We start from the raw sequence: 22360 nt of genomic DNA, 5'->3' as shown, positions 1-22360 counted from the left end.
CGGAACCGGGCGTCCACCAGAGCCGGAGGTACCGGGCGGGAGGGCCAGTTTCGGTGAAGTGGACCGGGACACCGGCCCGTCGCCGTGCCTAGGGTCGGACGTACCCGCTTCTCCGACTGGAGGTTCCGTGCTGGACGACGTGACCACCGCGACCGACCTGCCCGACCCGGCGGACGCACCCGACGTGCTCGACACCACCTCCCGTTACGCGGCCTCGATCCTGTCCTCCCTGCACGCACGCCCGGTCGTACCCCCTGAGGGCGTGCCGGTCGGGGACGAACCGCTGCCGATGACCGGCGAGGGTTTCGCGGGCGCGCTGGACGCGTTCGCGCGCCGGTGGGCACCCGGGTTCTCCGCCTCGGCCGGTCCCCGGTACCTCGGGTTCGTCACCGGCGGCAGCACGCCGGCCGCCGTCGCGGGCGACTGGCTGGCCGCGGTGTTCGACCAGAACCCGGCCGCGAGCGACGGATCCTCCGCCCCGGACCTCGAACGGCAGACCGTGCGGTGGCTGGCCCGGATGTTCGGGCTCGGCGACGCACACGCGGGCGCCTTCGTCACCGGCGCGACGATGTCGAACTTCGTCGGCCTCGCCCTCGGCCGGGAGTGGCTCGGCGAGCAGCTCGGGGTGTCGGTCGCCGACTCGGGCGTCGGCGCGCTCGGCCCTGTCAGGGTGTACTCGGGCGCACCGCACTCCAGCACCTACAAGGCGCTGTCGATGCTCGGGCTCGGCCGGGACAGCCTGCGCCCGGTGCCCACCCTGCCCGACCGCGAGGCCATCGACGTCACCCGGCTCGCCGCCGAACTCGACGGCACGCCCGCCATCGTCGTCGCGAACGCCGGCACCGTGAACACCGCCGACTTCGACGACCTCCGCGCCCTGGCGGACCTGCGCTCACGAACGCCGTTCTGGCTGCACGTCGACGCCGCGTTCGGCGGGTTCGCCGCCCTCTCCCCCTCCTTCGCCCACCTCGTGGACGGCCTCGCCGAAGCCGACTCCGTCTGCGTCGACCTGCACAAGTGGCTCAACGTGCCCTACGACGCGGCCGTCCAGTTCACCCGCCGCCGCGACCTCCAGGTCCAGGTCTTCCGCAACTCGGCCGCCTACCTCGGCCTGCCGACCGAGAACCCCGACTTCGTCCACCTCACCCCCGAGAACTCACGCCGCCTGCGCGCCCTCGCCACGTGGTTCACCCTCACCGCCTACGGGCAGGACGGCCACCGCAGCATCGTCGAACGCACCGTCGAACTCGCCCGCCGCCTCGGCGACCTGCTCGCCGACACCCCCGGCGTCCGCCTCCTCGCACCGGTCCGGCTCAACGTCGTCTGCTTCACCCTCGCCGACTCACCCACCCCCGAACGCGTCGCCGAAGCCGCCCGCCGCATCGCCGCCACCGGCGAGACCTTCCTCACCCCCACCGTCTACAACGGACAGCCGGCCCTGCGCGCCGCCGTCAGCAACTGGCGCACCGGTCCGCCCGACCTGGTCAGGATCCACGCCGCGATCGCCGACGCCTGCGCCGGCACGTGAGCCGTCACGCCAACGTCGGCAGCACCTCGGCCGCCACCACCTCCAGGATCGCCTCGTCACCCGCGAACGGCCCCTCCGCCCGCGGCCACGGCGCCAGCACGTCGGTGAAGCCCAACTCGTCCGCTCTGCCCAGGAAATCGCGGTAGCACTCCACGCTCGACAACGAGAACACCGGCGCGGCGTCGGTCTGCACGAACCGACGCACCGCGCCCGGATCACGCGACGCGGCGGCCAACGCCTCATCGAACCGGGCCGACAGCTCGGCCAACGACTTCCACCAGGCGTCCAGCGACTCGCGCGCGGTACCCAACGTCACCCACCCCTGGCCGTGCCGCGCGGCCAACGCCAACCCCTTCGGACCGTTCGCGGCCAGCACGAACGGCATGCGCGGCCGTTGTACGCACCCCGGCGCGTTCCGGGCGCCCACCGCCGTGTAGTACTCGCCGGAGTAGTCGACCCGGTCCTTGCTCAGCAAAGCGTCCGACAACTCGACGAACTCCTCGTACCGACGCGCCGGGCTCGCGGCCTTGGTCGTGCCGCCGAACACCTCCACGTCGTAGCCGCCCACCCCGCCCGCGCCGATACCCACCGTGACCCGGCCGTCCGACAGGTCGTCCAACGCCAGCAGGTCCCGCGCGAACGGCACCGGGTGCCGGAAGTTCGGCGACGCGACCATGAAACCCAGCTCGATCCGCGACGTCGCCGACGCCGCCGCGGCCAACGTCGGCACCGAGCCGTACCACGGGCTGTCGACCAGCGGCCCCCACCCGATGTGGTCGAACGTCCAGGCGTGGGCGAACCCGTACGCCTCCGCCGCCAGCCACCGCGGCCTCGCCTCGGCCCAGCGGTACTCCGGCAGGATCGTGATCCCGGCCCTCATGACATCCCCCTTGTCCGAACACGCGATGCGTTCATTCGAACAGAGGGTGCGTGAACGGTCAACACCGGATCGGGTGATCTACTCCCCGAGCAGCAGGAACGCCCGACCCCGCACCCCAGCCGGGGGAAACGAGGACGGGCGTCCGGGTGCCGAGCGCTGCCTAGCCCCAGATCGACGCGGCCCACTCCGGGTGGTCGATGAACGGGTTGCGGTTGCGCTGGTAGCGGTCGTAGATCACCTGGTTGCGGCGCTTCTCGAACGCGTCCGGCGGGTCCTGCGCGTGCCACTGCAGCAGCACGGACAGCCTGCCGTGGTACGGCGCGGTGCCGTTGTTGACGTTGTTGTTCATCTCCAGGTTCGGGTACCCGTCGCCGCCCTCGTACCGCACCGCCATGTAGAACAGCATCCGCGCGACATCGCCCTTGACCGCGTTGCGCGGCTCCCACGAGTCGGCGTCGGTGTAGTTGCCCGGAGCCTCGCCGACCGGCGAACCACCCAGGTCGAAGTCCTTGTTCCCGCGCTCCGCGTTCACCGAGACGTCGGTGGGCCGCAGGTGGTGGATGTCGGTGCCCGGACCGGTCGCGGTGCCGAAGTCGCCGTGGGACTTCGCCCAGACGTGCTCCCGGTTCCAGTCGTCCGGGTCACCGCCGTTGGTGGTCTTGCCCTGCGAGCGCCCGGTGTAGAGCAGGATCACGTTGGCGCTGTTGTTCGGGTCCTGGTCGGTGACCTTCAACGCCTCCCACACCTGGTCGTACGACAGCTTGGTGTTGGTGCGGATGATCCCGTTCAACGCCGTCTTCAACGACGCGCCGCTCTTGCCGAGCGCGTTGCGGTAGTACGTGTCGTCGTAGCCGCCGCCGGGTGTCGTCGTGGACGTCACGGTGGGCGCGGTCGTGGTGGACGTCGGCGTGGTGCCCGCGAGGGCGAACGCAGTCGGCGACGTCAGGCCCGGGTGCGAGAAGTAGGCGGTCAGCGGACCGGTGACGTCGATCCGCGTGCCGAGCAGGCCGGGGTTGGTCCGCAGGCCCCACTGGGCCCGGAACGCCGACGTGATCTGCACGTACAGCATCTGGCTCGTGCTCGCCTGGGTCGGCGAGTCGGCCAGCGCCAGCGCGTAGTCGGAGGGGAAGCCGGACCGCACCACGGTGTCGGTGGCGGTGGGCTGCCCGACGACGTAACCGCGCACGGTGGCGGACGCGCCGTTCTGCTGCCCGAGGGCCTGGGCGACGGTGATCGGCGTGGCACCGGCGGCCGCGGTGGGGATCAGCAGGGCCGCGGCGACGGCCGTCACGGAAACGACAACGGCAAGCGGGTTCAGCAGGGGTCGTAGTCGCACGATGAGGTGTCTCCTCCCGGGTGCGGCGGCGCAGGGTGGCCGCACGCAGGCAGGATCGCACGAAAGATCACACGTCAGAGTGAATGATCAACGAACTTTCGTCACACCGTCGTGGCGCGCGTGATCAGCGCCGCGTCGGCCGCGTCGAGCCGCCCGGTCAACGCCGACAGCACGTCCGCGATCTTGCGCTCCTCATAGGTGAAGTGGGTTTCCAGCAACGCGGCCACGCTGTCGACCTCGCGCCGGAACGCCACCGGATCGGCGTCGACGGACTCGCCCAGCGCCCTCAACGCGTCGGACACGATCCGGTGATCACGGCCCAGCTCGTCCAGCACCGACCGCAGCTCCGGGTGCTCCCGGGCCAGCACCGGGAACACGCCGTCGTCCTCGGCGACGTGGTGCCGCTGCACGGCGGCGCAGAACGACAGGCAGTGCGACCGCAGGTCGGCGACCTCCGCGCCGTCCACGAGCCCGTCCCTCAGCGACTCCAGCCGCTCGCGCAGCGCGATGTGCGCCTGCACGAGCTGGTTGCCGAACGCCACCAGCCGCGACGACGGTTCGATGACCCGCTCACCTCCGACCCCGGACCGCGACCGCGGGCATCGGGATCACCAGCCCGCCGTCCCCGTCCGAGAACCGCGCCGCCGTCTCCCGCACCCGCAGTTCGATCTTCTCACGGTCGCGGTCGCTCTGGCCGTCCAGGAGGGCACCGGTGCGCACGGTCGCCTGCCGGTACGCCGGGAACAGGTCGTCCACGCTCGCCAGGTGCCAGTCGAGGTCCAGCACCTCGGCACCGGTGTCGACGAACCCCGCGGCGGCCAGCGACGCGCGGCAGTTGTCCGGCTCGCTGTAGTGGTAGAAGTCGGGACCCTCGGGCAGCTCCACGGGCTCGCCGAACTCCATGATCGCGTCGGAGAGCAGCGAGAACCCCACCGCCTCCTCCGGCGACGCCCACACCGTGAAGCCGAAGACCCCGCCGGGCACCAGGACCCGGAACGCCTCCCGGATCGCCCGCTCCGGGTCGCCCAGGTGCAGCAGCCCGAAGTTCATCACGACCCGGTCGAACGAGCCGTCGCCGAACGGCAGGTCGAGCGCGTCGCCCTCGCGGAACTCGACCTCCGGGAACAACGCCCGCGCTTTCGCGACCATCGGCGCGGAGAAGTCGACACCGACCGACCGCGCCCCTCTTCGGGAAGCCGCAGCCGCGACATATCCCGGTCCCGTCGCGACGTCCAGCAACCGCGTTCCGGGCTCGACGCCGATCACGTCGAGCAGTCCCGAACCGGCTGAACCGGTCAACTCGCCCCAGGATCGGTGATATCTGTCCACCACGCGTTGCCAGCGCGACAACTCGAAGGCGTGGAAATCCACGGCAGGCTGCGACAAACCCCCGGACAACGTGCCTCCCCAGTACCCGCACGACCATTGCGGCCGCCGGTCGACCGGGCGGCCAAGGGTGCGATGACGGGATGCTAGCGGACCGGGCAAGCCGGAGGACAGGCCGGTTATGCCACGTGACCTGGCCATATAGTTCGCGCATGCAGGTCGTTGGGACATCCGGGTGAAGTATCGCACTACGATGTGTTTCGGATTTATTAATCTACGTTAATCTCGATCTCCGCCACTGGGCCAATGCAGTGAACGTGCCCGATGACGGCGTAACGAAGTGCGACCGATCGGCGCAACAAGCCGCCCGGTCGGCCGAGCCGAGCCGCAAAACTGCGGTCGCCGAAGTGTGGAAACCGAGGTAATGTCGCCGACCGCGACATCATCTGTTGACTAGGGGGAACCGGTGTCTGTCGTTCGAGAGGAGTCCGCCTGTCCCGTTGATCGGGAACCGGACGCCGCTTACCCGGAAATAGTTCGGGTGGCGGAGAACGTGCTCGCACCGCACGCGTCCGATTCGGCCGCACTCGGTCTCGATTCCGCCGCCTTGGTCCGGCGCGCCGCCGACCTGGCAGTCGGCGACCTGCTGGCGCTCGCGCGGCGCGACCCGGCGAGCCTGGGCTCGTGGCAGTACGTGCTGGAGGCGTACGCGTGCTTCGAGGCCGTGCTGGCCTATCGCGTCGCGCACGAGGTGCTGACGACGCCGTGCGGCGACCAGTGGCGGCAACGCGTGCTGGCCCGCAAGATCTCCGAAGCGGCGAAGGTCCGCACGGGCGTGGAGATCCACCCCGGCGCGACCATCGGCCCCCGGTTCATCATCGACCACGGCATCGGCACGGTGATCGGCGAGGACGCCACCATCGGTGCGGACTGCTACATCCTGCAGGGCGTGGTGCTCGGGGCGCTGGGCATCGCGGACAACGCCGCGGGCAGGCGGCACCCCACGCTCGGCGACCGGGTGCAGGTCGGCGGGTTCGCCCGCGTGCTCGGTCCGATCACGGTCGGCGACGACGTCATGATCGGCAGCCACGCCCTGGTGCGCTCGAACGTGCCCGCCGGCGCCCAGGTGGCCGTGCTGCACCAGTACCAGATGGTCGCGGGCCCGCGCCCGATCACCGTCTACGGCGTGGAAGGGCTCGGCGAGTACCGCTTCCGGTTGCACGGCAACGACCTCGACCGCCCGGGCCTCGAGGTGCAGCTGCTCGGGCCCACCCAGCTGCCGCTGGCCGCGGGGGACTGGTCCGTGCTGCAGAACAACGCCAAGTGCCTCACGTTCCAGATCTCGCCGCGGGCGCGCGGGCTGCGCTCGGTGGCGCACATCCGGGTCAGCCACGGCGGGTCCGAGGTGACCGTCGGCATCCCGTTGGCCCGCAAGTCGCGGGTGGCCCCGCTGCCCCGCACCGCGGCCGGCTGAACCGCCACCACCGGTCCGGTCACCCGCGGCCCGCCGTCGCGCCCGACCAGCACACCCATGAATCCAGTCTGGAGATCCCGCTCCGATGTCCGCTCCTGAGATCGAGGCGCCGCGGCCCGCCGCCGCCTCGACGCCCGGTCGTCCCCCGCAGCACAAGGCGTTGATCGCGGTGAGCTTCGTCGCCGTCGTGCTGATCTGGGGCTCGACCTGGATCGCGATCAAGCTCGCGATCACCGACATGCCGCCGCTCACGGCGTCCGGCCTGCGCTTCATCGTCGCCGGGCCGGCGTTCATCGCGGCCTGCCTCGTGCTGCGCAAGCCGCTGCGCTACCCGAGCGGCATGGGCTGGTTCTTCGCCTTCATGGTCGGCTGCTACTTCACCGTGCCGTTCTTCCTGTTCAACTACGGCGAGCTGTACGTGTCGTCCGGCCTGGCGTCGATCTGCGTGTCGTCGGTGTCGATCCTGATGATCGTGTTCAGCGTGCCGATCCTGCGCACGCGCATCACCACGACGCAGGCCGCCGCCGTGCTGGTCGCGTTCGCCGCGCTGGGCACGCTGATCGTGCACTCGCAGGGCGTCGCGGTGACGAACGTGATCGGCGTGGCCGCGCTGCTGGGCGCGGCGGTGATCCACGCGCTGGCCTACATCATGATCAAGAAGCACGGCGGCCGGATGCCCGCGCTGACGTTGAACACGATGCCGATGGCCGTCGGCGGCGTGCTGCTCACGGGCCTGGGCCTGATCGTCGAACGGCCCGGCGCGGAGGCGTTCACCGCCCGCAGCGTCGGCGCGACGATCTACCTGGGCATCGTGGCGTCCGCCATCGGCTTCGCGGTGTACTTCTGGCTGCTCCAGCGGATGGACACGGTCATCGTGTCGTTCGCGTTCGTGCTGTTCCCGATCATCGCGCAGTTCCTGGCCGTGGTGATCGAGGGTGCGTCGTTCGGCTGGGTCGACGTGCTGCTGACGTTGGTGATCCTGGGCGCGTTCGGCGTGACGCAGTGGAACCAGCGCAAGGCGCTGCCACCGCCCGCGAACGCCGCCGTCGTGCCCGCGGTCGACGACGGGCGGCCGACCGACGCGGCGCTCGCCGAGGTCTACCGGCACGTGCTGGCCCGCTACCCGTCCGAGGCGTGCGGGTTCATCCGGGACAGCGGCGTGAAGGACTGCGTCAACGTGATCGAGGACCGGCCCGGGGTCTACGACCGGGAGAGCCGGACCGGGTACGCGTTCGGCGTGGACGACCTGCGCGAGCTGGAGGACTCGTTCGACGGCGACGACCCGGTCCGCGTGATCTACCACTCGCACCCCGACGCGGGCGCGTACTTCAGCGACGAGGACCACCGGTTCGCCGTCTACGAGGGCACGCCGGTCTACCCGGTGCGCCACCTCGTCGTGGACACCTCGCGGGACGAGGTGCTCGGCGCGCGGCTGTTCGACTTCGACGCCGACCTCGGCCGCTACACCGCGATCGCGACCTTCGGCGCGCCGCGCGAGAAAACCGTCCCCCCGCACGCCAAGCAGGAGTGAGACATGGGCAAGGGCATCGCCGACTCGGTGTTGGACGCGATCGGCGACACGCCGATCGTGCGGCTGTCCCGGCTGGCACCGGACCTGGACCGCGAACTGCTGGTGAAGCTGGAGCTGCTCAACCCCGGTGGCAGCCACAAGGTGCGCATCGCGTTGAACATGATCCTGGAGGCGGAGAAGGACGGTGAGCTGGTCCGCGGCAGCGGGCAGACGATCATCGAGTCCACCGGCGGCAACACCGGCATCGGGCTGGCCATGGCGGCGGCGATCCTGGGTTACCGGCTGGTGCTGGTGATCCCGGACAATTACAGCCCGGCCAAGCAGCGGTTGCTGCGGAGCTACGGCGCCGAGGTGCGGCTGTCCGACCACACGCTGGGAAACAACTCGCACGCCGAGATGGCGTTGGGGCTGCTGTTCGACAACCCGGACTGGGTGATGCTCAACCAGCAGGCCAACCCGGCGAACCCGGCGATCCACGAGCGGACCACGGCGGTGGAGATCATGGACGCGCTCGGGGCACGGCTGCCGGACGCGCTGGTCGCCGGTGTCGGCACGGGCGGTCACCTCACCGGTGTCGGCCGGGTGCTGTCCGAGCACAACCCGTCGATGCGGATCGTGGCCGTGCAGCCGGAGGGTTGTTCGTTGCGGGAGAACAGGTTCGTCACGCACCCGATCCAGGGCTTGGCGGTCGGGTTGGTGCCCGCGGTGCTCGACTTGAGTCTGATCACCGACGAGGAGCAGGTGTCGTTCGAGGACGCGCGGCAGATGATGCAGCGCGTGATGCGGACCGAAGGGTTGGCTGTCGGGATCTCGTCCGCGGCCAACCTGGTGGCCGCGTGCCGGGTGGCGCGGACGCTGCCCGCCGGGTCGCGGGTGCTGACCTTCGCCTACGACGGCGTGCACGACTACCTGGACGCGCTGCCCGAGGACGTCGACGCGGATGTCGCCTTCGCCGAGGGCTCACTCGCCGGAGAAGCGCGGTGACCCTGTTCCTCGACCCGGACCGGACGGTCAGGCCGTTCGCCCAGCACCGGCCGACCGAGGGCGCGCGGTCGGTGCTGCCCGCCGTGCTCGGCGCGGACCTCCAGGTGCCGCTGGGCTCCGGCGCGACGGCGTCGTTCGCGAACTTCGACCACGCCGCCACCGCGCCGTGCATGGTCGCCGTCGCCGAGGCCGCGCAGGCGTTCCTGCCGTGGTACGCCAGCGCGCACGAGGGTTCGGGCACGTTGTCGGCGATGTCCACGGCCCGGTTCGAAGAGGCGCGGCGCGTGGTCCGCGCGTTCATCGGCTGCCGGGACGACGACTACCTGGTACTCACCCGCAACACGACCGACGCGGTGAAGCTGCTGGCGATGGCCGTCCCGGACGGCACGACGGTGGTGGTGTTCTCCAGCGAGCACCACGCCCTGCTGCTGCCGTGGCAGGACGTGCACCGGCTGCCGATCCCGTCGTCGGTGGAGGACATGCTGGCGTCGTTGGACGACGCGCTGCGCACGCTCGGCGGGCCCGTGCTGGTGGCGGTCAGCGCGGTGCTCAACGTGACCGGCGAGCTGATGCCGTTGGAGGACATCGTCGCGCTGTGCCGCCGGCACGGCGCGCGGATCGCGGTGGACGCGGCGCAGTTGGCCGCGCACCAGCCGATCGACATCACCGCCCTGGACGTGGACTACGTGGCGTTCAGCGGGCACAAGATGTACGCGCCGTTCGGCATCGGCGTGCTGGCGGGACGGCCGGACTGGCTGGCCGCCGCACGGCCGCACCTGGCGGGCTGCGGCGCCACGGTGCACGTCGGCGACGGCACGGTGACGTGGGCATCGGGTGCGGCCCGGCACGAGGCGGGCGGGGCGAACGTGGTCGGCGCGGTGGCGTTGGCGGCGGCGTGCCAGACGCTGCAGACCGCCTGGAACTCGGTGATGCCGTACGAATCGGTGCTGCTCAACCGGTTGCGCTCGGGGCTGGCCGAGATACCGGAGGTGGTCGAGGTGTCGTTGTTCGGCACCACCAGCGAACGGGTGGCGATGGTCGCGTTCACCGTGGACGGCGTGGACTCGGCGTTGCTCGCGACCGCCCTGTCGGTGGAGTACGGCATCGGCGTCCGGCACGGCGACTTCTGCGCGAGGCCGCTGGCCAGGCACCTGTCGGGCGAGCGCACGGCCGTCCGCGCCAGTCTCGGCCTGGGCATCGGCGTGGACCACGTCGACCGGTTGGTGGACGCGGTGCGCACGATCAGCGAGATCGGGCCGCGGCTGTTCTACGTCGCCGAGGACGGCGCGTGGTGGCCGAGCACCGAGGCCACCGGCTCCCGGCTGCACGTGCCGCCGACGCGGTAGGCCGACGCGGGGTCAGCTCGCCACCGAGACCGCCGGTTCCCGGTTCCGCGCCCACGCGGCCAGTCGTGGCGCCAGGAGCCGGTACACCTCGGGGTCCAGGCCCATGCCGGTGTGCGTGCTGGCCACCTCGACGCAGTCCGCGCACGGGTCGGCGCACAGCTCCCACGGCGCGATGAGGTCGTTGCGGGAGAACACGGCCACGGCGGGCACCCGCAACGGCTCGGCCATGGCGGTCGAGTTGGTGTCGTAGCACGCGCCCGCGAAGCAGTCCTCGTCCAACAGGCCGGGCACGCCCGCCCGTGACAACCTGGCCAGCTTCCGCGCCACCCGCACCACGCTCGGGTGCGCTCCCAGCTGGTCCAGCACCGGGCTGGCGAGCATGACCAGTCCGCGCACGACGTCCGGCCTGCGCACGGCCACCAGCCTGGCCAGACCGCCGCCGCGGCTCTGCCCGAACAGCACGACCCGGCCGCCGGTCGCCTCGGCGTGCGCCTCCGCCCTGCGTTCCAGGCGGTCGACCAGCTCGGACGTGCAGCCGACGTTCATCCCGATCCGCGCCCTGCTGGGCAGGTAACCGCGTTTGCGCAGCCAGGTGCGGGCCAGTTGCAGGCTCCAGTCGCCGAAGCCGAAACCCGGTATCAGCAGCACGCCGAGCCCGCGTCCCTCGTCCGGGTCGGTGACCCGCCAGACCGGGTCGGCCAGCAGGCGGGGGATGTTGCCGAGCATCGCCACCAGCACCTGCTCGCGGGCCACCGCACGGGCCGCTTCGACCACGCCCATCCGACCTCCCTGCCTCCGGGACAAGGGGATTCCCCGTACGGCGCGGTCCATTCCTCCCGTTTGCCGGCCCGACGTCCGGGAACCACAGTCCTATGTGGTTGTGGAGGCCGCCGGGCGTGTACCGGCCCCAGGAAGACACGTGGCTGATGGCCGAGGCGCTGGAAGAGGCCGGGATGCCCCGTGGTGGGCGGGTGCTCGACGTGTGCACCGGCACCGGCGCGTTGGCGGTCGCCTCGGGACTGGCCGGCGCGAGCGAGATCACCGCGGTGGACCTGAGCAGGCGCGCCCTGCTCGCCGCCCGGGTCAACGCCCGGCTGCGCGGGTTGACCGTGCGCGTGCGGCACGGTGACTTCGGTGACCTGGTCGGGCAGGGCGAGTTCGACGTGGTCACGGCGAACCCGCCGTACGTGCCCAGCGTCGACGTGCCGGTGCGGGGGCGCGCACGCGCCTGGGACGCCGGGCCGGACGGGCGCAGCGTGCTCGACCGGCTGTGCGCGGTGCTGCCGCTGTTGTTGGCCGACAAGGGCATGGGCCTGATCGTGCACTCGGCGTTGTGCGATCCGGACGTCACGCTGCGGCAGTTGCGCGGTGGCGGGTTGAAGGCGTCGGTGGTGGCCCGCCGCACGGTCGCGTTCGGACCGGTGATGCGCGGGAGGGCGGCGTGGTTGGCCCGGCGCGGGCTCATCGACAACGGTCAGGAACACGAGGAACTGGTGGTGATCCGTGCCGACGCCGCGTGAGCAGGACGTCCGGGTGGTGACCGTCGTGCCCGGTGGTCCCGTCCTGGTGGAGGGGCCGGTGGAGCTGCGGTCGGACGACGGGACGGTGGTGCGGTCGGACCGGTTCGTCGTCGCGGTGTGCGCGTGCCGCCGCAGCAAGCGTTACCCGCTGTGCGACACGAGCCACCGCAAACGACGTTGACCCCGATTCCCTAGAGGGGCAGGCGGAGCGCCGTCTGCCCCTCTTCCCACGCGCCGAGCAGGTGGTCGCCGAGTCGCTGTTCGAGCAGTTCCGTGGCCTGCACGCCGAACACCACGGACTCGGTCAGCTCCGGCTCACGGGCCAGCAGGTCGCCGATCACGTCCCGCCGCATCACCTGTTCGTGCACCGCGTCGGCTTCGATGTGCTCGGTGAAGAACTCGACGCAGTCGGGGTGCGCGTCCAGCCGCGCCAACGCCTTGGCCATCCGGGCGGCACTGGGCGCGGTGGTGATCTCGGCGGCGGCGAAGTGCCCGACCAGGGATCCGCGCAGCGACCGGTGCAGCCCGCACAGCGACATCAGGTTCACCGTCGCCAGCATCACGGCGGGCGCGTGCTCCAGGTACCGCAGGTAGCCGTGGTCCAGCCCGGCGCCCACGAGCAGGTCGGCGAACAGCCGCGAGTGCATCCGGTCGCCGCGCCCGCCGCCGAACTCGTCGAACTCCACCGCCACCAGGGCAGCCTTCGCCGAACCGCGCAGCCGGGGGATCACCCACGCGTGCGGGTCGGCCTCCTTGAGGTGGTAGATCGAGCGCAACACCAGGTACTCGCGCATGTGCCACCACTCACCCTCGTCCTTGAGGAAGTGGCTCACGCCGACACCGTCGACCGGTTCGACCAGCAGTTCGTCCAGCACGCCGTCGATGTCCGCGCCACCGGGCACGTCGGCGCGCAGCGCGTCGAGGAACACCCGTTCGAGCGCGGCGCGGAACCTCAGCAGCTCAGGATCCCACTCCCAGTCGTCCGACACGCCCGCGAAGCCCTGGTAGTGCAGCTCGTAGCACACGTGCAGGGCCAGTTGCAGGTCTTCGCCGTATGGGTCGGGCGACCCGGGCGACGGCAGGCCGGTCGCCGTCGGGTCGGCGCGCAGGGCGTCCAGCACGGCGGCGGACAGGGGGCCGCGCGGCGCGGGCAGCACGGCGCGGTCGAGAGCAGGGTCCACAGTGGTCATGCCCGTGGACTACCCGTTCCGGTCGGTGCGCACGCGAGCAGATCGACCGCGGCCTCGGGTGATCCCGCGCTCAGCTGCCGCTGTGCGCCCGTGCCGCGGTCGAGCACGTCGCGCACGAGGGCGTGGATCGGCTCGCGGTCGTCGCCGAGCGCGTCGGACACGTGCTCCAGCAAGGACTCCACCAGCTCGACGGCGGGCACCTGCCGCGCGGTGAGCGGGTCGACGCCCGGACCGGTCAGCCCGTAACGGGCCGCCGACCACACGGCCGCCGCCAGCACCTGGTCGTCCAGCTCCGGTGCGGCTCCGGCCGTCCGCGCCGTGTCGACCAGCGCCCTGGTCAGGCCCGCTTGGAGCACGGAGTGGTCGACGGTGGCGGCGGTGTCGGCGACCCTCACCTCCACGGTCGGGTACCTCGGCGACGGCCTGGCCAGCCAGAACGTCTGACTCGCGTCCACCAGCGCGCCGCTGTCCACCAGCCTGGCGACGCGGGCGGCGTGCTCGGCGGCGGTGCGGCAGAACGGCGGCACGCCCGAGCCGGGGAACCGCGCCTGGTCCATCATCCGCCAGCTCGCGTACCCGGTGTCGCGGTCCCGGTCGAACGGCGAGTTGCCGCCCAGCGCGAGCAGCGTCGGCAGCCACCGCCGGAGGTGGTTGACCACGTGCACGGCGGTCTCCGGTTCGGGCACGCCGACGTGCACGTGGCAGCCGCAGCACTGGTAGCCGTCCACCTGGGCGCGGTACACCGCCCCGACCCGCTCGAACCTCTCCCCCGCGCTCAACACCGGTCGTGGGTCGGCCAGCGGCGGTGAGCCCGACGCGACCAGCCACAGCCCTTCGGCACGCGCGGCGTCGGCCAGCGCGCGCCGACCCGCCACGAGCTGGTCGCGCAACTCGCCCAGGTCGTTGCACACACCGCTGGCGAACTCCACCTGCGCGCCGCTGAGCTCGCGGTGCGCCTGGGCGCCCGGCGGCAGGTCTCGCACGCGTGCCAGGACGTCGGCCGCACGGGCCACCGGACGCCGGGTCGCCGGATCCACGAGGAGGAACTCCTCCTCGACACCCACCGTCATCAGGCGGGATCGCGGCGCGGCAGCGGCTTGGTCGCCGGGCCTTCGAGCACCGCGCCGTCCACGTCGAACCGCGACCCGTGGCACGGGCAGTCCCAGCTGCGCTCGGCGGAGTTGAACCGCACCAGGCAGCCCAGGTGCGTGCAGCGCAACGACACGCCGTGCACGCCTCCCGTCTCGTCCCGGTACACCCCGGCCTTGCCGGAGCCGTCGCGCACCACCCGCGCCTCGCCGACCGGCACGTCCGCCACCGAGTCGACCTCGGCCGACTTCAGCCGGTCGCCGACCAGGTCGACGGCCACCTTCGCGTTCAGCTTCGCCAGCTTGGGCGCCGACCCGAGGCTCAGCCGGTGCGGGCTGAACCGGTCGGCCAACGGGTTCTCCCGGCCCACGACGAGGTCGGTCAGCAGCTCGGCGGCCATGGTGCCGTTGCTCAAGCCCCACTTCATGAACCCGGTCGCGCCGTACAACGTGGACGATCCCGGTGTGTAGGGGCCGATCATCGGCAGGTTGTCGTAGGAGGTCGGGTCCTGCGCGGACCAGCGGTGGGTGACCTCGGCGACGTCCCAGTGCTCGGCGGCGAACTTGGTCAGCTCGTCGTACGGCTCACCGGGCGACTCGCCGGTCGGGTGGCCCTGCCCGGCCACGATCAGCAGGTCGCCGGACCGCGCCAGCGACCACGTCGGGCTGCCCGCGCTGATCGCCAGGCCCGTCGGCGGTGTGCCCGACGCGAGCCGGACCGCCACGCAGTACGAGCGCATCGGCTCCAGGCGGGCGAAGTACAGGCCCCGGTCGAGGATCGGGTAGTGCGTGGCGATCACCACTCGTTCGGCGACGACCGTGCCCCGGTCGGTGTGGACGCGGGTCGGCGTGCCGTCCTCGATGCGCAGCACCCGGCTCGCCTCGTAGACCCGCGAGCCGTCGCCGTCCACGACCTCGGCCAGGCCGCGCACGTACTTCACCGGGTGGATCGCCAGCTGGTCGTCCAGCCGCACCGCACCGGCCACCGGGAACGGCACGCCCATCAGCTCGCCGCGATCGCGGGACACCGGCAGCCCCGCCTTGACCGCGGCCTTGGCCTCGTCCTCGATCGTGGGCAGGTCCTGCTCGTCGAACGCGAAGGTGTACGCGGGCAGCCGCCGCAGGTCGCAGTCGAGGCCCAGTTCGGACACCAGCGACGCGACCCTCTCCACGGCGGCCGTGTTGCCGTTGGCGTAGTCCGCCGCGGCCTCGGCGCCGTGCTTGCGCTCGATGGTCGAGTACACAGTGGACTGCAGGGCGGTGACCTTGGCGGTGTTGTTGCCGCTGACACCGCTGCCCACCCGGTCGGCCTCCACCACCACGACCCGCAGGCCCGCGCGCTTGAGCAGCAACGCCGTGGTGATACCGGCGATGCCGCCGCCGACCACCGCGACGTCCACCGCGGTCTCACCGTTGAGCACGGGGAACCGGCCGTGCGGGATAGCTTCCGACCACAGGGAGTGGCGGGCAGTCGTGGTCGCTTCGGTCATGCTTTAGCTGATACCCGGGCCATCCGCGTTCGAACCTCCGCCCACGCGGTAACCCCGGCTCATGCGCACCTTCGCCGACCTCGCCGACCTGGTCGCCCTGGTCGAGGACCGGGCACCCGCGCGTGAGCTGTACGTGCGCTGGTCACAGGGCCCGGAGGCGGACAGCGACCGGTGCAGCCGGGACGGCCTGAGCGGCGTGCGGCTGCCCGGTCTGTCCGCCAACTCGCTGGCGATCGAACCGTGGTGGGGTGACCGACCCTTGCGGCTGTGGGTCGCCCGCCGCCTGCACGACTACCGCCACCTGCGGGAACGCCGTGGTCCGGGCACCCGGCCGTGGATCCTGGAGGGCGACGAGGTCGGCCGCGGCCCGGACAACGAGCCCCTGGTCGAGTGCCGTCACCCGATCGGGTGGATCACCGACGAGGCGCTGGCCGAGTGCGAGCGCCTGGTGGACGAGCACGCCGCCACGAACTGGGGCCCGCTGGACCGCGAGGGCTAGCGCCGGGAGGCGCCCTGGTGGAGGTTCCCGGCCGCCACCGGCGCTAGCCGACGGTGAACGTTCTGGTCGTGCCGCTGAACGGGGTGATCGCGCCGGTCCAGCCGCTCTTCCAGTCGCCGTGGTGCACGATGCGGTACTGCGCCGCCGGGGTGTCGGCCGGGATGGTCCACGTGATCGTGGCGGTGGAGTTCGCCACGCCCTCGCGCTGCCAGCGGTAGCGGGTGGACCAGTCGCCGTCGTCGGCGTGCCGCGTCCACGTGCCGCCGACCAGGCGCTGGACCTCCAGGAACGTGCCGTTGCGGCGCAGGTTGTTCTTCGGGTGGCCGGTGACGAACACCGCCGTGGCGGTCTGGCCGCGGGCGTAGCCGGCGGCGGGTTGGGTCAGCACCTGGCCGAACGAGTGCCACGGCGCCTTGTCGTCGAACACCACGCCGGTCTGGAGGTTGATGCCGGTGAACGGCGGCTTGGTCGGCGTCGCGCCGGGAGCCAGGGGCGTGCCCGCCCGCAGTGACGCGGCGAGCTCGGCGAACTCCTGCTGGTAGGCGGGCAGGGTGTGGCGGCCGAACAGCGTGGAGCCGCCCTCGTACTGCTGGAGGTCGTACTCCTCCGGCGTGGTCACGTACTGGCTGTAGTCGTTGGCGTAGCCCTGCACCAGCACGTTCTCCAGCGGCACGCCCGCCTCGGCGGCCACCGCGCGCCGGATCCGCAGACCGGCCACGATCGTCACCTCGCCCGGCACGGCGACCAGGTGCAGCGGCCCGATCTTCACGATCTGCAGCGGCAGCACGTTCGGCGTGGCCTGCACCAGCCCGGTCGGCACCAGCGACGCCTTCGGGTACTGGCAGTCGCGCAGCCACTGCGGCACCTCGACGTCCAGCGGCTCGAACAGCGCCTTCAGCGGGCTCGTCATGCCCTCGCTGAAGCCGGGGATCGCGGGGCCGTCCTCCACGCTGCCCGCCATGGTGGACGCGCCGACCACGCCAGGGCACGTGGTGCCGGGCCTGCCGTCGGTGGTGTACCGGCCGTCGACCGTGACCGCGGACATGTCCACGAACCGCATCCGGTAGTCCACCGAGCCGGTGACCGGGGTCTGCGGTCCGGCGAACACCTGCTGCGCCTTGCGGTTCTGCCGCTCGCCGATGATCCGGGTGTTCTCGACCTCGTCCTCGGTCGGCCCGGAACCGGGGCGCAGGTCGAGGTTCGGCGACATGTCGCCCGCGTTCGTGTTGGGGAACGCGGCGACGAACCCGGGCCGGTCCTCCAGGTACCGCACACCGCGGTCGTCGTGCTCCCACTGGTAGGACGCGTAACCCTTGTTGTCCGGGCTGATCAGCGTGTTCTTGTTGGTCATCGACGTGTTGTGGGTGGCGAACCAGCTGATCGCGCCGACGTCCGCGCCGTTCTGCCGGAACTTCAGCACCGTCATCGCCGGGTCGATGGCCCGGGGGAAGTGGCCCTTGTCGGGGTTGCGCTCGAACGCGACCCGCGAGCGGTTCACGCTGGCATCGGTCAGCTCGCCGCGTCCCAGCGACAGCTCGCCGGGCTTGAGGTCCTCGTGCGCCGCCACGATCGACTCCGTGATGCCATCGGTGATCGCGGCGAGCGTCTGCGGTTGCAGGCCGAGGATCGAGAGGTTGTAGGCGAGGTTGTGCGAGTAGCCGCCCGGCCCGGCGTGCGTGTGGGTGGCGGACAGCAGCACGTTCTCGCGGGTGTAGAGCGAGCCGTACCGGGCCTGGAGCTTGGCCAGCACCTCTTCCTGCACCGCGCGGAAGATCATCGCCAGGTCCGCGTTGACGTACGCGACGCGCTTGCCGGTGGCCTGGTCGACCACGACGTACGCGCGGGAGCGCTGGCGCTGGTGGATGCCGGTGGTCTTCTGGTCGAACGCCGAGTACCCCATCATCCCGTTCTCGGCGGCGGGACCGGTGACGTCGGCGATGCCCCGGCCGACCAGGTAGGGCTCCGGCGCGGCGTCCGCGACCGGCAGCCCGACCACGACCAGCGCGCCGACCAGCGCCGTTGCCGCCAACGACCGTCGTGAGACCCGCATCCGCACTCCCCGACCAACCCGGTTCGCCATACGCGAAACGTCTTCACTTTTACTCGACGGTAGGTGATCCGGGCCACGCGGGCAAGCCTTCGTCAGTCCTGCGCGGGACGTTCCAGCCGGAGTGACGCCACCGCTCGACGGCGCGGCGCTACGGTCCCCGCATGCACACCGTGGCCGTGCTCGCCCTCGACGGAGTGGTGCCGTTCGACCTGTCCACGCCGATCGAGGTGTTCACCCGCGTCCGACTGCCCGAGGGCGAACCCGCCTACCGCGTCCTGATCTGCGGTGTCACGCCCACGGTCGACGCGGGCGCGTTCACCCTCCAAGCGCCGTACCGCCTGGACGCCGTGGCCGACGCGGACACGGTGATCGTGCCCGGTTGCGCTGACGGCACCGCGCGGGTCCCGGACGAGGTACTGGACGCGCTCCGGCGCGCGCACGCGGGTGGCGCGCGGCTCGCGTCCATCTGCTCGGGCGCGTTCATCCTCGCGGCGACCGGCCTGCTCGACGGGCTGCGCGCCACGACCCACTGGGCGGGTGCCGCCGCGCTCGCCGCACGTCACCCCGGGATCGACGTGGACCCGGACGTCCTCTACGTGGACAACGGCCGGCTGCTCACCTCGGCCGGTGCCGCCGCCGGGCTGGACCTGTGCCTGCACCTGATCCGCCGGGACCACGGCTCCGCGGTCGCCGCCGACGCCGCCCGCCTGTCGGTGATGCCGCTGGAACGCGAGGGCGGTCAGGCCCAGTTCATCGTGCACGAGCAGCCGCCCGCGCCCCGCGGTTCCGCGCTCGAACCCGTGCTGCGGTGGATGGAGGACAACTGCGCGCACGACCTGAGCCTGGACCGGATCGCCGCGCGGGCGGGCATGAGCACCCGCACCCTCAACCGCCGCTTCCGCGAGCAGACCGGCACGACACCGCTGCGGTGGCTGCACCTCACGCGCATCCGCCGGGCGCAGCACCTGCTGGAGGCCACCGACCACCCGGTCGACCGGATCGCCGCACGGGTCGGCTTCGGCTCGCCCACCGCGTTCCGGGACCGGTTCAAGCGGGTCGTCGGCACCAACCCCCACGCCTACCGCTCCGCCTTCCGCCGACCCGCTCAGTCGACCCCCGCGTAGGAGTGCAGGCCGACCGCGACCAGGTTGACGAAGAACAGGTTGAACAGCACCACGACCAGGCCGACGACGTTCAGCCACGCCGAGCGCCGGCCACGCCAGCCCGCCGTGGCACGGGCGTGCAGGTAGGCGGCGTAGCAGACCCACGACACGAACGCGACCGTCTCCTTCGGGTCCCAGCCCCAGAACCGGCCCCACGCCTGCTCGGCCCACACCGCGCCGGTGATGATCGCGAACGTCAGCGTCAGGAACCCGACCGCACCCGTGCGGTAGGCGATCTTGTCCAGCTCCTCGGCGGGCGGCAGCCGGGTCGGGCGCGGCTTGCCCTTGCGCGCGAACTCGCCGCTGCCGACCAGGTGCAGGGCACTGACCACACCGGACAGCAGGAACACGCCGCTGGCCATGATCGCCGCGGCGACGTGGACGACGATCCAGTACGAGCGCAGCGGCGGCACGAGCGGCGCGGCCTCGGCGTAGAGCCGGTTGCCCGCCAGGAACAGCAGCGACGCGATCGGCAGCAGCACGAACACCGACATCCGGCGCAGGTCGTACCGGGACACCACGTACAGCCACGCGACGACGGCGATGAGCCCGACCGCGGACAGGTACTCGTACATGTTGCCCCACGGCACGCGGCCGGTCGCGACACCGCGCAGCGCGACCGAGCCGAGGTGCAGCAGTCCACCCAGGACGGTCAGCGCGACACCGGACCGCCCCAGCCGCACCGCGAACGACGGCGGGGCCGCCGCGTGCCTGGTCAGGGCGTACTCGGCCGAGCACAGCAGGGCGGCGAGCATGTAGACGCCGAACGCGCTGGTGAACAGCCAGTCGCTGAGCAGGGCGGGCGTCGCCAGGCGGTCACCCATGGCCGGCCCACAGCTGGTTGAGCCGCAGGACCATCACCGGCACGCTCAGGCACGTCACGGTCAGCACGCCCGCGCCCCACCGCGACCGTTCGGCGACCGACCACACCGCGCCGAGCGGCAGCACGACGGCCACGCCGACCAGGTAGCCGGCGAACGTCGCCCGGTCCAGCTCGCGGTCCGAGCCGAGCAGCGCCACCACGCCGATCACGGCCTGTACCAGCAGCCCGACCTCCAGCAGCAGGACGACACCGGCCAGCCCGAGCGTCGGCTTGGTGCGCAAGGTGATCGGGTGGTCGAGCACGGCCAGCACCAGCGCCCAGAGCGCGGCGGCCACCGCGACGACCGTCAACGCGGTCGCCAGGACTTGGATCATCGAACAACCCCTCCGAGATGACTACTACAGAACGTAGCACTACACGTTGTAGTAGCCCTCGGAGAGGGTTCGCCCGCAGTTCAACGGACCAGGAAGCTCAACGGCGTCGACACCAGCACCAGCCCCGTGACCAGGGCGGACCACCGCAGCGCGCCGGGCAGCGGCGGCAGGCCGGCCAGGCGGTCCAACCGGGCTTCCACCGCGACGTCGGCCGCGCCCAGCGCACCCTCGGGCGGGCGTGCCGAGCCGAACCTGCGCAGCGCCGCGGCGAGCGGCTGGGCACCGTGCCGCAGGCTCGCGCTCTCGTCGGCCCGCATCTCCACCAGCAACGCCACCGCCCGTGCGACCGACCGGACCAGGCGGACCTTCGGCAGCACCGCGCACAACGCGCTGAACGGCAGCAGCACCAGGTCGTGCCGCTCACGCCCGTGCGCGTGCTCGTGCCCCAGCACGGCGTCCACCTGGTCGCGGGTCAACGCGGTCAGCGCGCCCGAGCTGAGCACGACGGCCGACCGGGCGCCGGGCACGCAGTAGGCGACGACGTGCGGGTGGTCGAGCACGAACGCACCGGGCGCGGCGTCGTCCCGGCGGGCGACCAGGGCCAGCACGTCGCGGTGCCTGCGCCGCACCCGCAGCACCGAGCACCACGTCCACACCAGACCGATCACCAGGTCCAGCGCGGACAGCAGGCCGAGCACGACCAGCACCGCGAACGGCGTCACGTCGCCGCGCACCGCGTCGTCCACCCACCGGGCCAGCGCGACCGGGATGGGTGCGTCGTACGGGGCGAGGCCGAGGGCGAGCAGCAGTCCGACCGCGGACAGCGCCCAGGACAGGCCGAGCATCTGCCACAGCAGGATCCCGGTGCGCGGTGCGCGCCACACCCACCGGGCACGGGCGAGCGGACCCGCCACCGCCACGCACAGCACCAGCGTCGCCGCCAGGTGCAGCGCGGCGTTCACCGCTCGTCCAACGCCTGGCTCAGCGCCTCCGCCTCGGGCGGGGTCATCGACTGCGCGAAGTGCGCCAGCGCGGTCTCCCGGTCGCCGGTCAGCGACAGCGCGTCCAGCATCAACCGGGCCACGTACTGCTCGCGGCTGGCCACCGGCGCGTAGTACCAGGCGCGGCCCTCACCCGCCTCGCGGCGGACGAAACCCTTCTTCGCCAACCGGTTCAGCACCGTCATCACGGTCGTGTAGGCGAGGTCGCGGTCGGCCAACGCGCGCACGACGTCCCGCACCGCGACCGGCTCGCCGCGGTCCCACAGGACGTCCATCGCCGCCCGTTCCAACTCGCCAAGCCGGTTCACCACGTGCCGATGGTACGAGGCCGGGCGGCGGGCGCGCTCAGGTGCCGCTGATGTTGACCATCCAGGAGATGCCGAAGCGGTCCTGGCAGGCGCCGAACTCGTCGCCCCACATCTGCTTCTCCAGCGGCACGCTGACGGTGCCGCCGTCGGACAGCTTGTCCCAGTAGCCGCGCAATTCGTCGGAGTCGTCACCGCTGAGGCTGATGGTGACGTTGTCGCCCGCGGTGAGGGGCATGCCGGGCGGGGTGTCGGCACCCATGATCGTGTAACCGCCGGCCGTCTCCAGCATGCCGTGCATGATCTTCTCCGCCTCGGGCGCGTCGGGGTCGCCGTACTCGCCGAACGTGTTGAGCCGCAGCGTGCCGCCGAAGACCGATTCGTAGAACTCCATCGCCTCGCGCGCGTTGCCGGCGAAGCTGATGTACGGGTTGAGCCGAGAGGTCACCGTG

At 71.9% G+C, this 22360-nt stretch carries 23 protein-coding genes; 9 read left to right on the top strand and 14 right to left on the bottom strand.

Features of this window, described 5'->3' with window-relative positions; translation table 11 throughout:
• The first annotated feature begins 127 nt into the window (after positions 1-127).
• Entirely contained in the window at positions 128-1528 is a 1401-nt protein-coding gene (locus B0I31_RS06770) for a pyridoxal phosphate-dependent decarboxylase family protein (protein WP_245949723.1), read from the top strand.
• Positions 1529-1532: 4 nt separating this feature from the next.
• On the opposite strand, the gene B0I31_RS06765 is transcribed toward B0I31_RS06770, so the two are convergent.
• From B0I31_RS06765 to B0I31_RS06750, 4 genes are all read right to left on the bottom strand, one after another.
• Positions 1533-2408 (bottom strand): LLM class flavin-dependent oxidoreductase, encoded by an 876-nt coding sequence (locus tag B0I31_RS06765; protein ID WP_106614426.1) that lies wholly within the window; start codon positions 2406-2408, stop codon positions 1533-1535.
• Positions 2409-2568: 160 nt separating this feature from the next.
• Positions 2569-3699 (bottom strand): endonuclease, encoded by a 1131-nt coding sequence (locus tag B0I31_RS43070; RefSeq protein ID WP_245949722.1) that lies wholly within the window; start codon positions 3697-3699, stop codon positions 2569-2571.
• A gap of 146 nt (positions 3700-3845) precedes the next feature.
• Positions 3846-4286 (bottom strand): hemerythrin domain-containing protein, encoded by a 441-nt coding sequence (locus B0I31_RS06755; RefSeq protein WP_245949721.1) that lies wholly within the window; start codon positions 4284-4286, stop codon positions 3846-3848.
• A gap of 28 nt (positions 4287-4314) precedes the next feature.
• A complete protein-coding gene (locus tag B0I31_RS06750; RefSeq protein ID WP_181320027.1) occupies positions 4315-5043 on the bottom strand; it encodes a class I SAM-dependent methyltransferase in 729 nt (242 codons plus the stop codon).
• 568 nt (positions 5044-5611) lie between these two features.
• Between B0I31_RS06750 and B0I31_RS06745 the strand changes: the two genes are divergently transcribed.
• The 4 genes from B0I31_RS06745 (at position 5612) to B0I31_RS06730 (ending at position 10405) form a co-directional block, all read left to right on the top strand.
• Positions 5612-6544: a serine O-acetyltransferase gene (locus tag B0I31_RS06745; protein ID WP_219910615.1), complete on the top strand. Its 933-nt coding sequence runs from the start codon at positions 5612-5614 to the stop codon at positions 6542-6544.
• Positions 6545-6629: 85 nt separating this feature from the next.
• Positions 6630-8075, top strand: coding sequence for an EamA family transporter (locus B0I31_RS06740; protein WP_106614422.1), 1446 nt, complete (start codon positions 6630-6632; stop codon positions 8073-8075).
• A gap of 3 nt (positions 8076-8078) precedes the next feature.
• Positions 8079-9059, top strand: a complete 981-nt coding sequence (locus B0I31_RS06735) for a PLP-dependent cysteine synthase family protein (protein WP_106614421.1) — start codon at positions 8079-8081, stop codon at positions 9057-9059.
• The gene (locus tag B0I31_RS06730) at positions 9056-10405 is read left to right on the top strand and encodes an aminotransferase class V-fold PLP-dependent enzyme (RefSeq protein WP_245949720.1); all 1350 of its coding nucleotides are present in this window, start codon (positions 9056-9058) and stop codon (positions 10403-10405) included. Before B0I31_RS06735 ends, B0I31_RS06730 begins: the two co-directional genes overlap by 4 nt.
• A gap of 12 nt (positions 10406-10417) precedes the next feature.
• Here B0I31_RS06730 and B0I31_RS06725 read toward each other — a convergent pair whose 3' ends face one another.
• On the bottom strand, positions 10418-11185 hold the full coding sequence (locus tag B0I31_RS06725) for an alpha/beta fold hydrolase (RefSeq protein ID WP_181320026.1): 768 nt from the start codon (positions 11183-11185) through the stop codon (positions 10418-10420).
• A 92-nt stretch (positions 11186-11277) separates the two neighbouring features.
• Between B0I31_RS06725 and B0I31_RS06720 the strand changes: the two genes are divergently transcribed.
• Positions 11278-11925 carry a HemK2/MTQ2 family protein methyltransferase gene (locus B0I31_RS06720; protein ID WP_106614420.1) on the top strand — a complete coding sequence of 216 codons (648 nt, stop codon included), beginning with the start codon at positions 11278-11280 and terminating at the stop codon, positions 11923-11925.
• A complete protein-coding gene (locus B0I31_RS06715; protein ID WP_106614419.1) occupies positions 11909-12106 on the top strand; it encodes a CDGSH iron-sulfur domain-containing protein in 198 nt (65 codons plus the stop codon). Before B0I31_RS06720 ends, B0I31_RS06715 begins: the two co-directional genes overlap by 17 nt.
• A gap of 10 nt (positions 12107-12116) precedes the next feature.
• Here the strand turns inward: B0I31_RS06715 and B0I31_RS06710 are convergent, their stop codons facing one another.
• The 3 genes from B0I31_RS06710 to B0I31_RS06700 are packed head-to-tail and all read right to left on the bottom strand — an operon-like array spanning position 12117 to position 15693.
• Positions 12117-13115 carry an iron-containing redox enzyme family protein gene (locus B0I31_RS06710; protein WP_106614418.1) on the bottom strand — a complete coding sequence of 333 codons (999 nt, stop codon included), beginning with the start codon at positions 13113-13115 and terminating at the stop codon, positions 12117-12119.
• On the bottom strand, positions 13112-14185 hold the full coding sequence (locus B0I31_RS06705; protein WP_106614417.1) for a carboxylate-amine ligase: 1074 nt from the start codon (positions 14183-14185) through the stop codon (positions 13112-13114). Before B0I31_RS06705 ends, B0I31_RS06710 begins: the two co-directional genes overlap by 4 nt.
• Positions 14185-15693 carry an FAD-dependent oxidoreductase gene (locus B0I31_RS06700; RefSeq protein WP_106614416.1) on the bottom strand — a complete coding sequence of 503 codons (1509 nt, stop codon included), beginning with the start codon at positions 15691-15693 and terminating at the stop codon, positions 14185-14187. The genes B0I31_RS06705 and B0I31_RS06700 overlap by 1 nt, the downstream gene beginning before the upstream one ends.
• 61 nt (positions 15694-15754) lie before the next feature.
• Between B0I31_RS06700 and B0I31_RS06695 the strand changes: the two genes are divergently transcribed.
• On the top strand, positions 15755-16192 hold the full coding sequence (locus tag B0I31_RS06695) for a DUF6098 family protein (protein WP_106614415.1): 438 nt from the start codon (positions 15755-15757) through the stop codon (positions 16190-16192).
• A gap of 43 nt (positions 16193-16235) precedes the next feature.
• Here the strand turns inward: B0I31_RS06695 and B0I31_RS06690 are convergent, their stop codons facing one another.
• The gene (locus B0I31_RS06690) at positions 16236-18242 is read right to left on the bottom strand and encodes a neutral/alkaline ceramidase (protein ID WP_106614710.1); all 2007 of its coding nucleotides are present in this window, start codon (positions 18240-18242) and stop codon (positions 16236-16238) included.
• Between the two features lie 161 nt (positions 18243-18403).
• On the opposite strand from B0I31_RS06690, the gene B0I31_RS06685 reads away from it, so the two are divergent.
• Positions 18404-19366, top strand: coding sequence for a GlxA family transcriptional regulator (locus B0I31_RS06685; protein ID WP_106614414.1), 963 nt, complete (start codon positions 18404-18406; stop codon positions 19364-19366).
• On the opposite strand, the gene ccsB is transcribed toward B0I31_RS06685, so the two are convergent.
• The 5 genes from ccsB to B0I31_RS06660 all read right to left on the bottom strand — a co-directional run bounded on the left by ccsB (position 19348) and on the right by B0I31_RS06660 (position 22356).
• On the bottom strand, positions 19348-20229 hold the full coding sequence (ccsB, locus tag B0I31_RS06680; RefSeq protein ID WP_106614413.1) for a c-type cytochrome biogenesis protein CcsB: 882 nt from the start codon (positions 20227-20229) through the stop codon (positions 19348-19350). The genes B0I31_RS06685 and ccsB overlap by 19 nt on opposite strands.
• Complete coding sequence (locus B0I31_RS06675; protein WP_106614412.1) at positions 20222-20602, bottom strand: hypothetical protein; 381 nt, start codon at positions 20600-20602, stop codon at positions 20222-20224. The genes ccsB and B0I31_RS06675 overlap by 8 nt, the downstream gene beginning before the upstream one ends.
• 80 nt (positions 20603-20682) lie before the next feature.
• On the bottom strand, positions 20683-21564 hold the full coding sequence (locus B0I31_RS06670; RefSeq protein WP_219910614.1) for a M56 family metallopeptidase: 882 nt from the start codon (positions 21562-21564) through the stop codon (positions 20683-20685).
• Positions 21561-21878, bottom strand: a complete 318-nt coding sequence (locus tag B0I31_RS06665) for a BlaI/MecI/CopY family transcriptional regulator (protein WP_245949753.1) — start codon at positions 21876-21878, stop codon at positions 21561-21563. The genes B0I31_RS06670 and B0I31_RS06665 overlap by 4 nt, the downstream gene beginning before the upstream one ends.
• Positions 21879-21948: 70 nt before the next feature.
• A complete protein-coding gene (locus B0I31_RS06660) occupies positions 21949-22356 on the bottom strand; it encodes a VOC family protein (protein ID WP_106614411.1) in 408 nt (135 codons plus the stop codon).
• Positions 22357-22360 lie beyond the last annotated feature (4 nt).

The organism is Saccharothrix carnea, assembly GCF_003014735.1.
In the GTDB taxonomy this organism is placed as follows: domain Bacteria; phylum Actinomycetota; class Actinomycetes; order Mycobacteriales; family Pseudonocardiaceae; genus Actinosynnema; species Actinosynnema carneum.
Note: the sequence above shows the minus strand (reverse complement) of the source record. Positions and strands in the feature narration are given on the sequence as shown.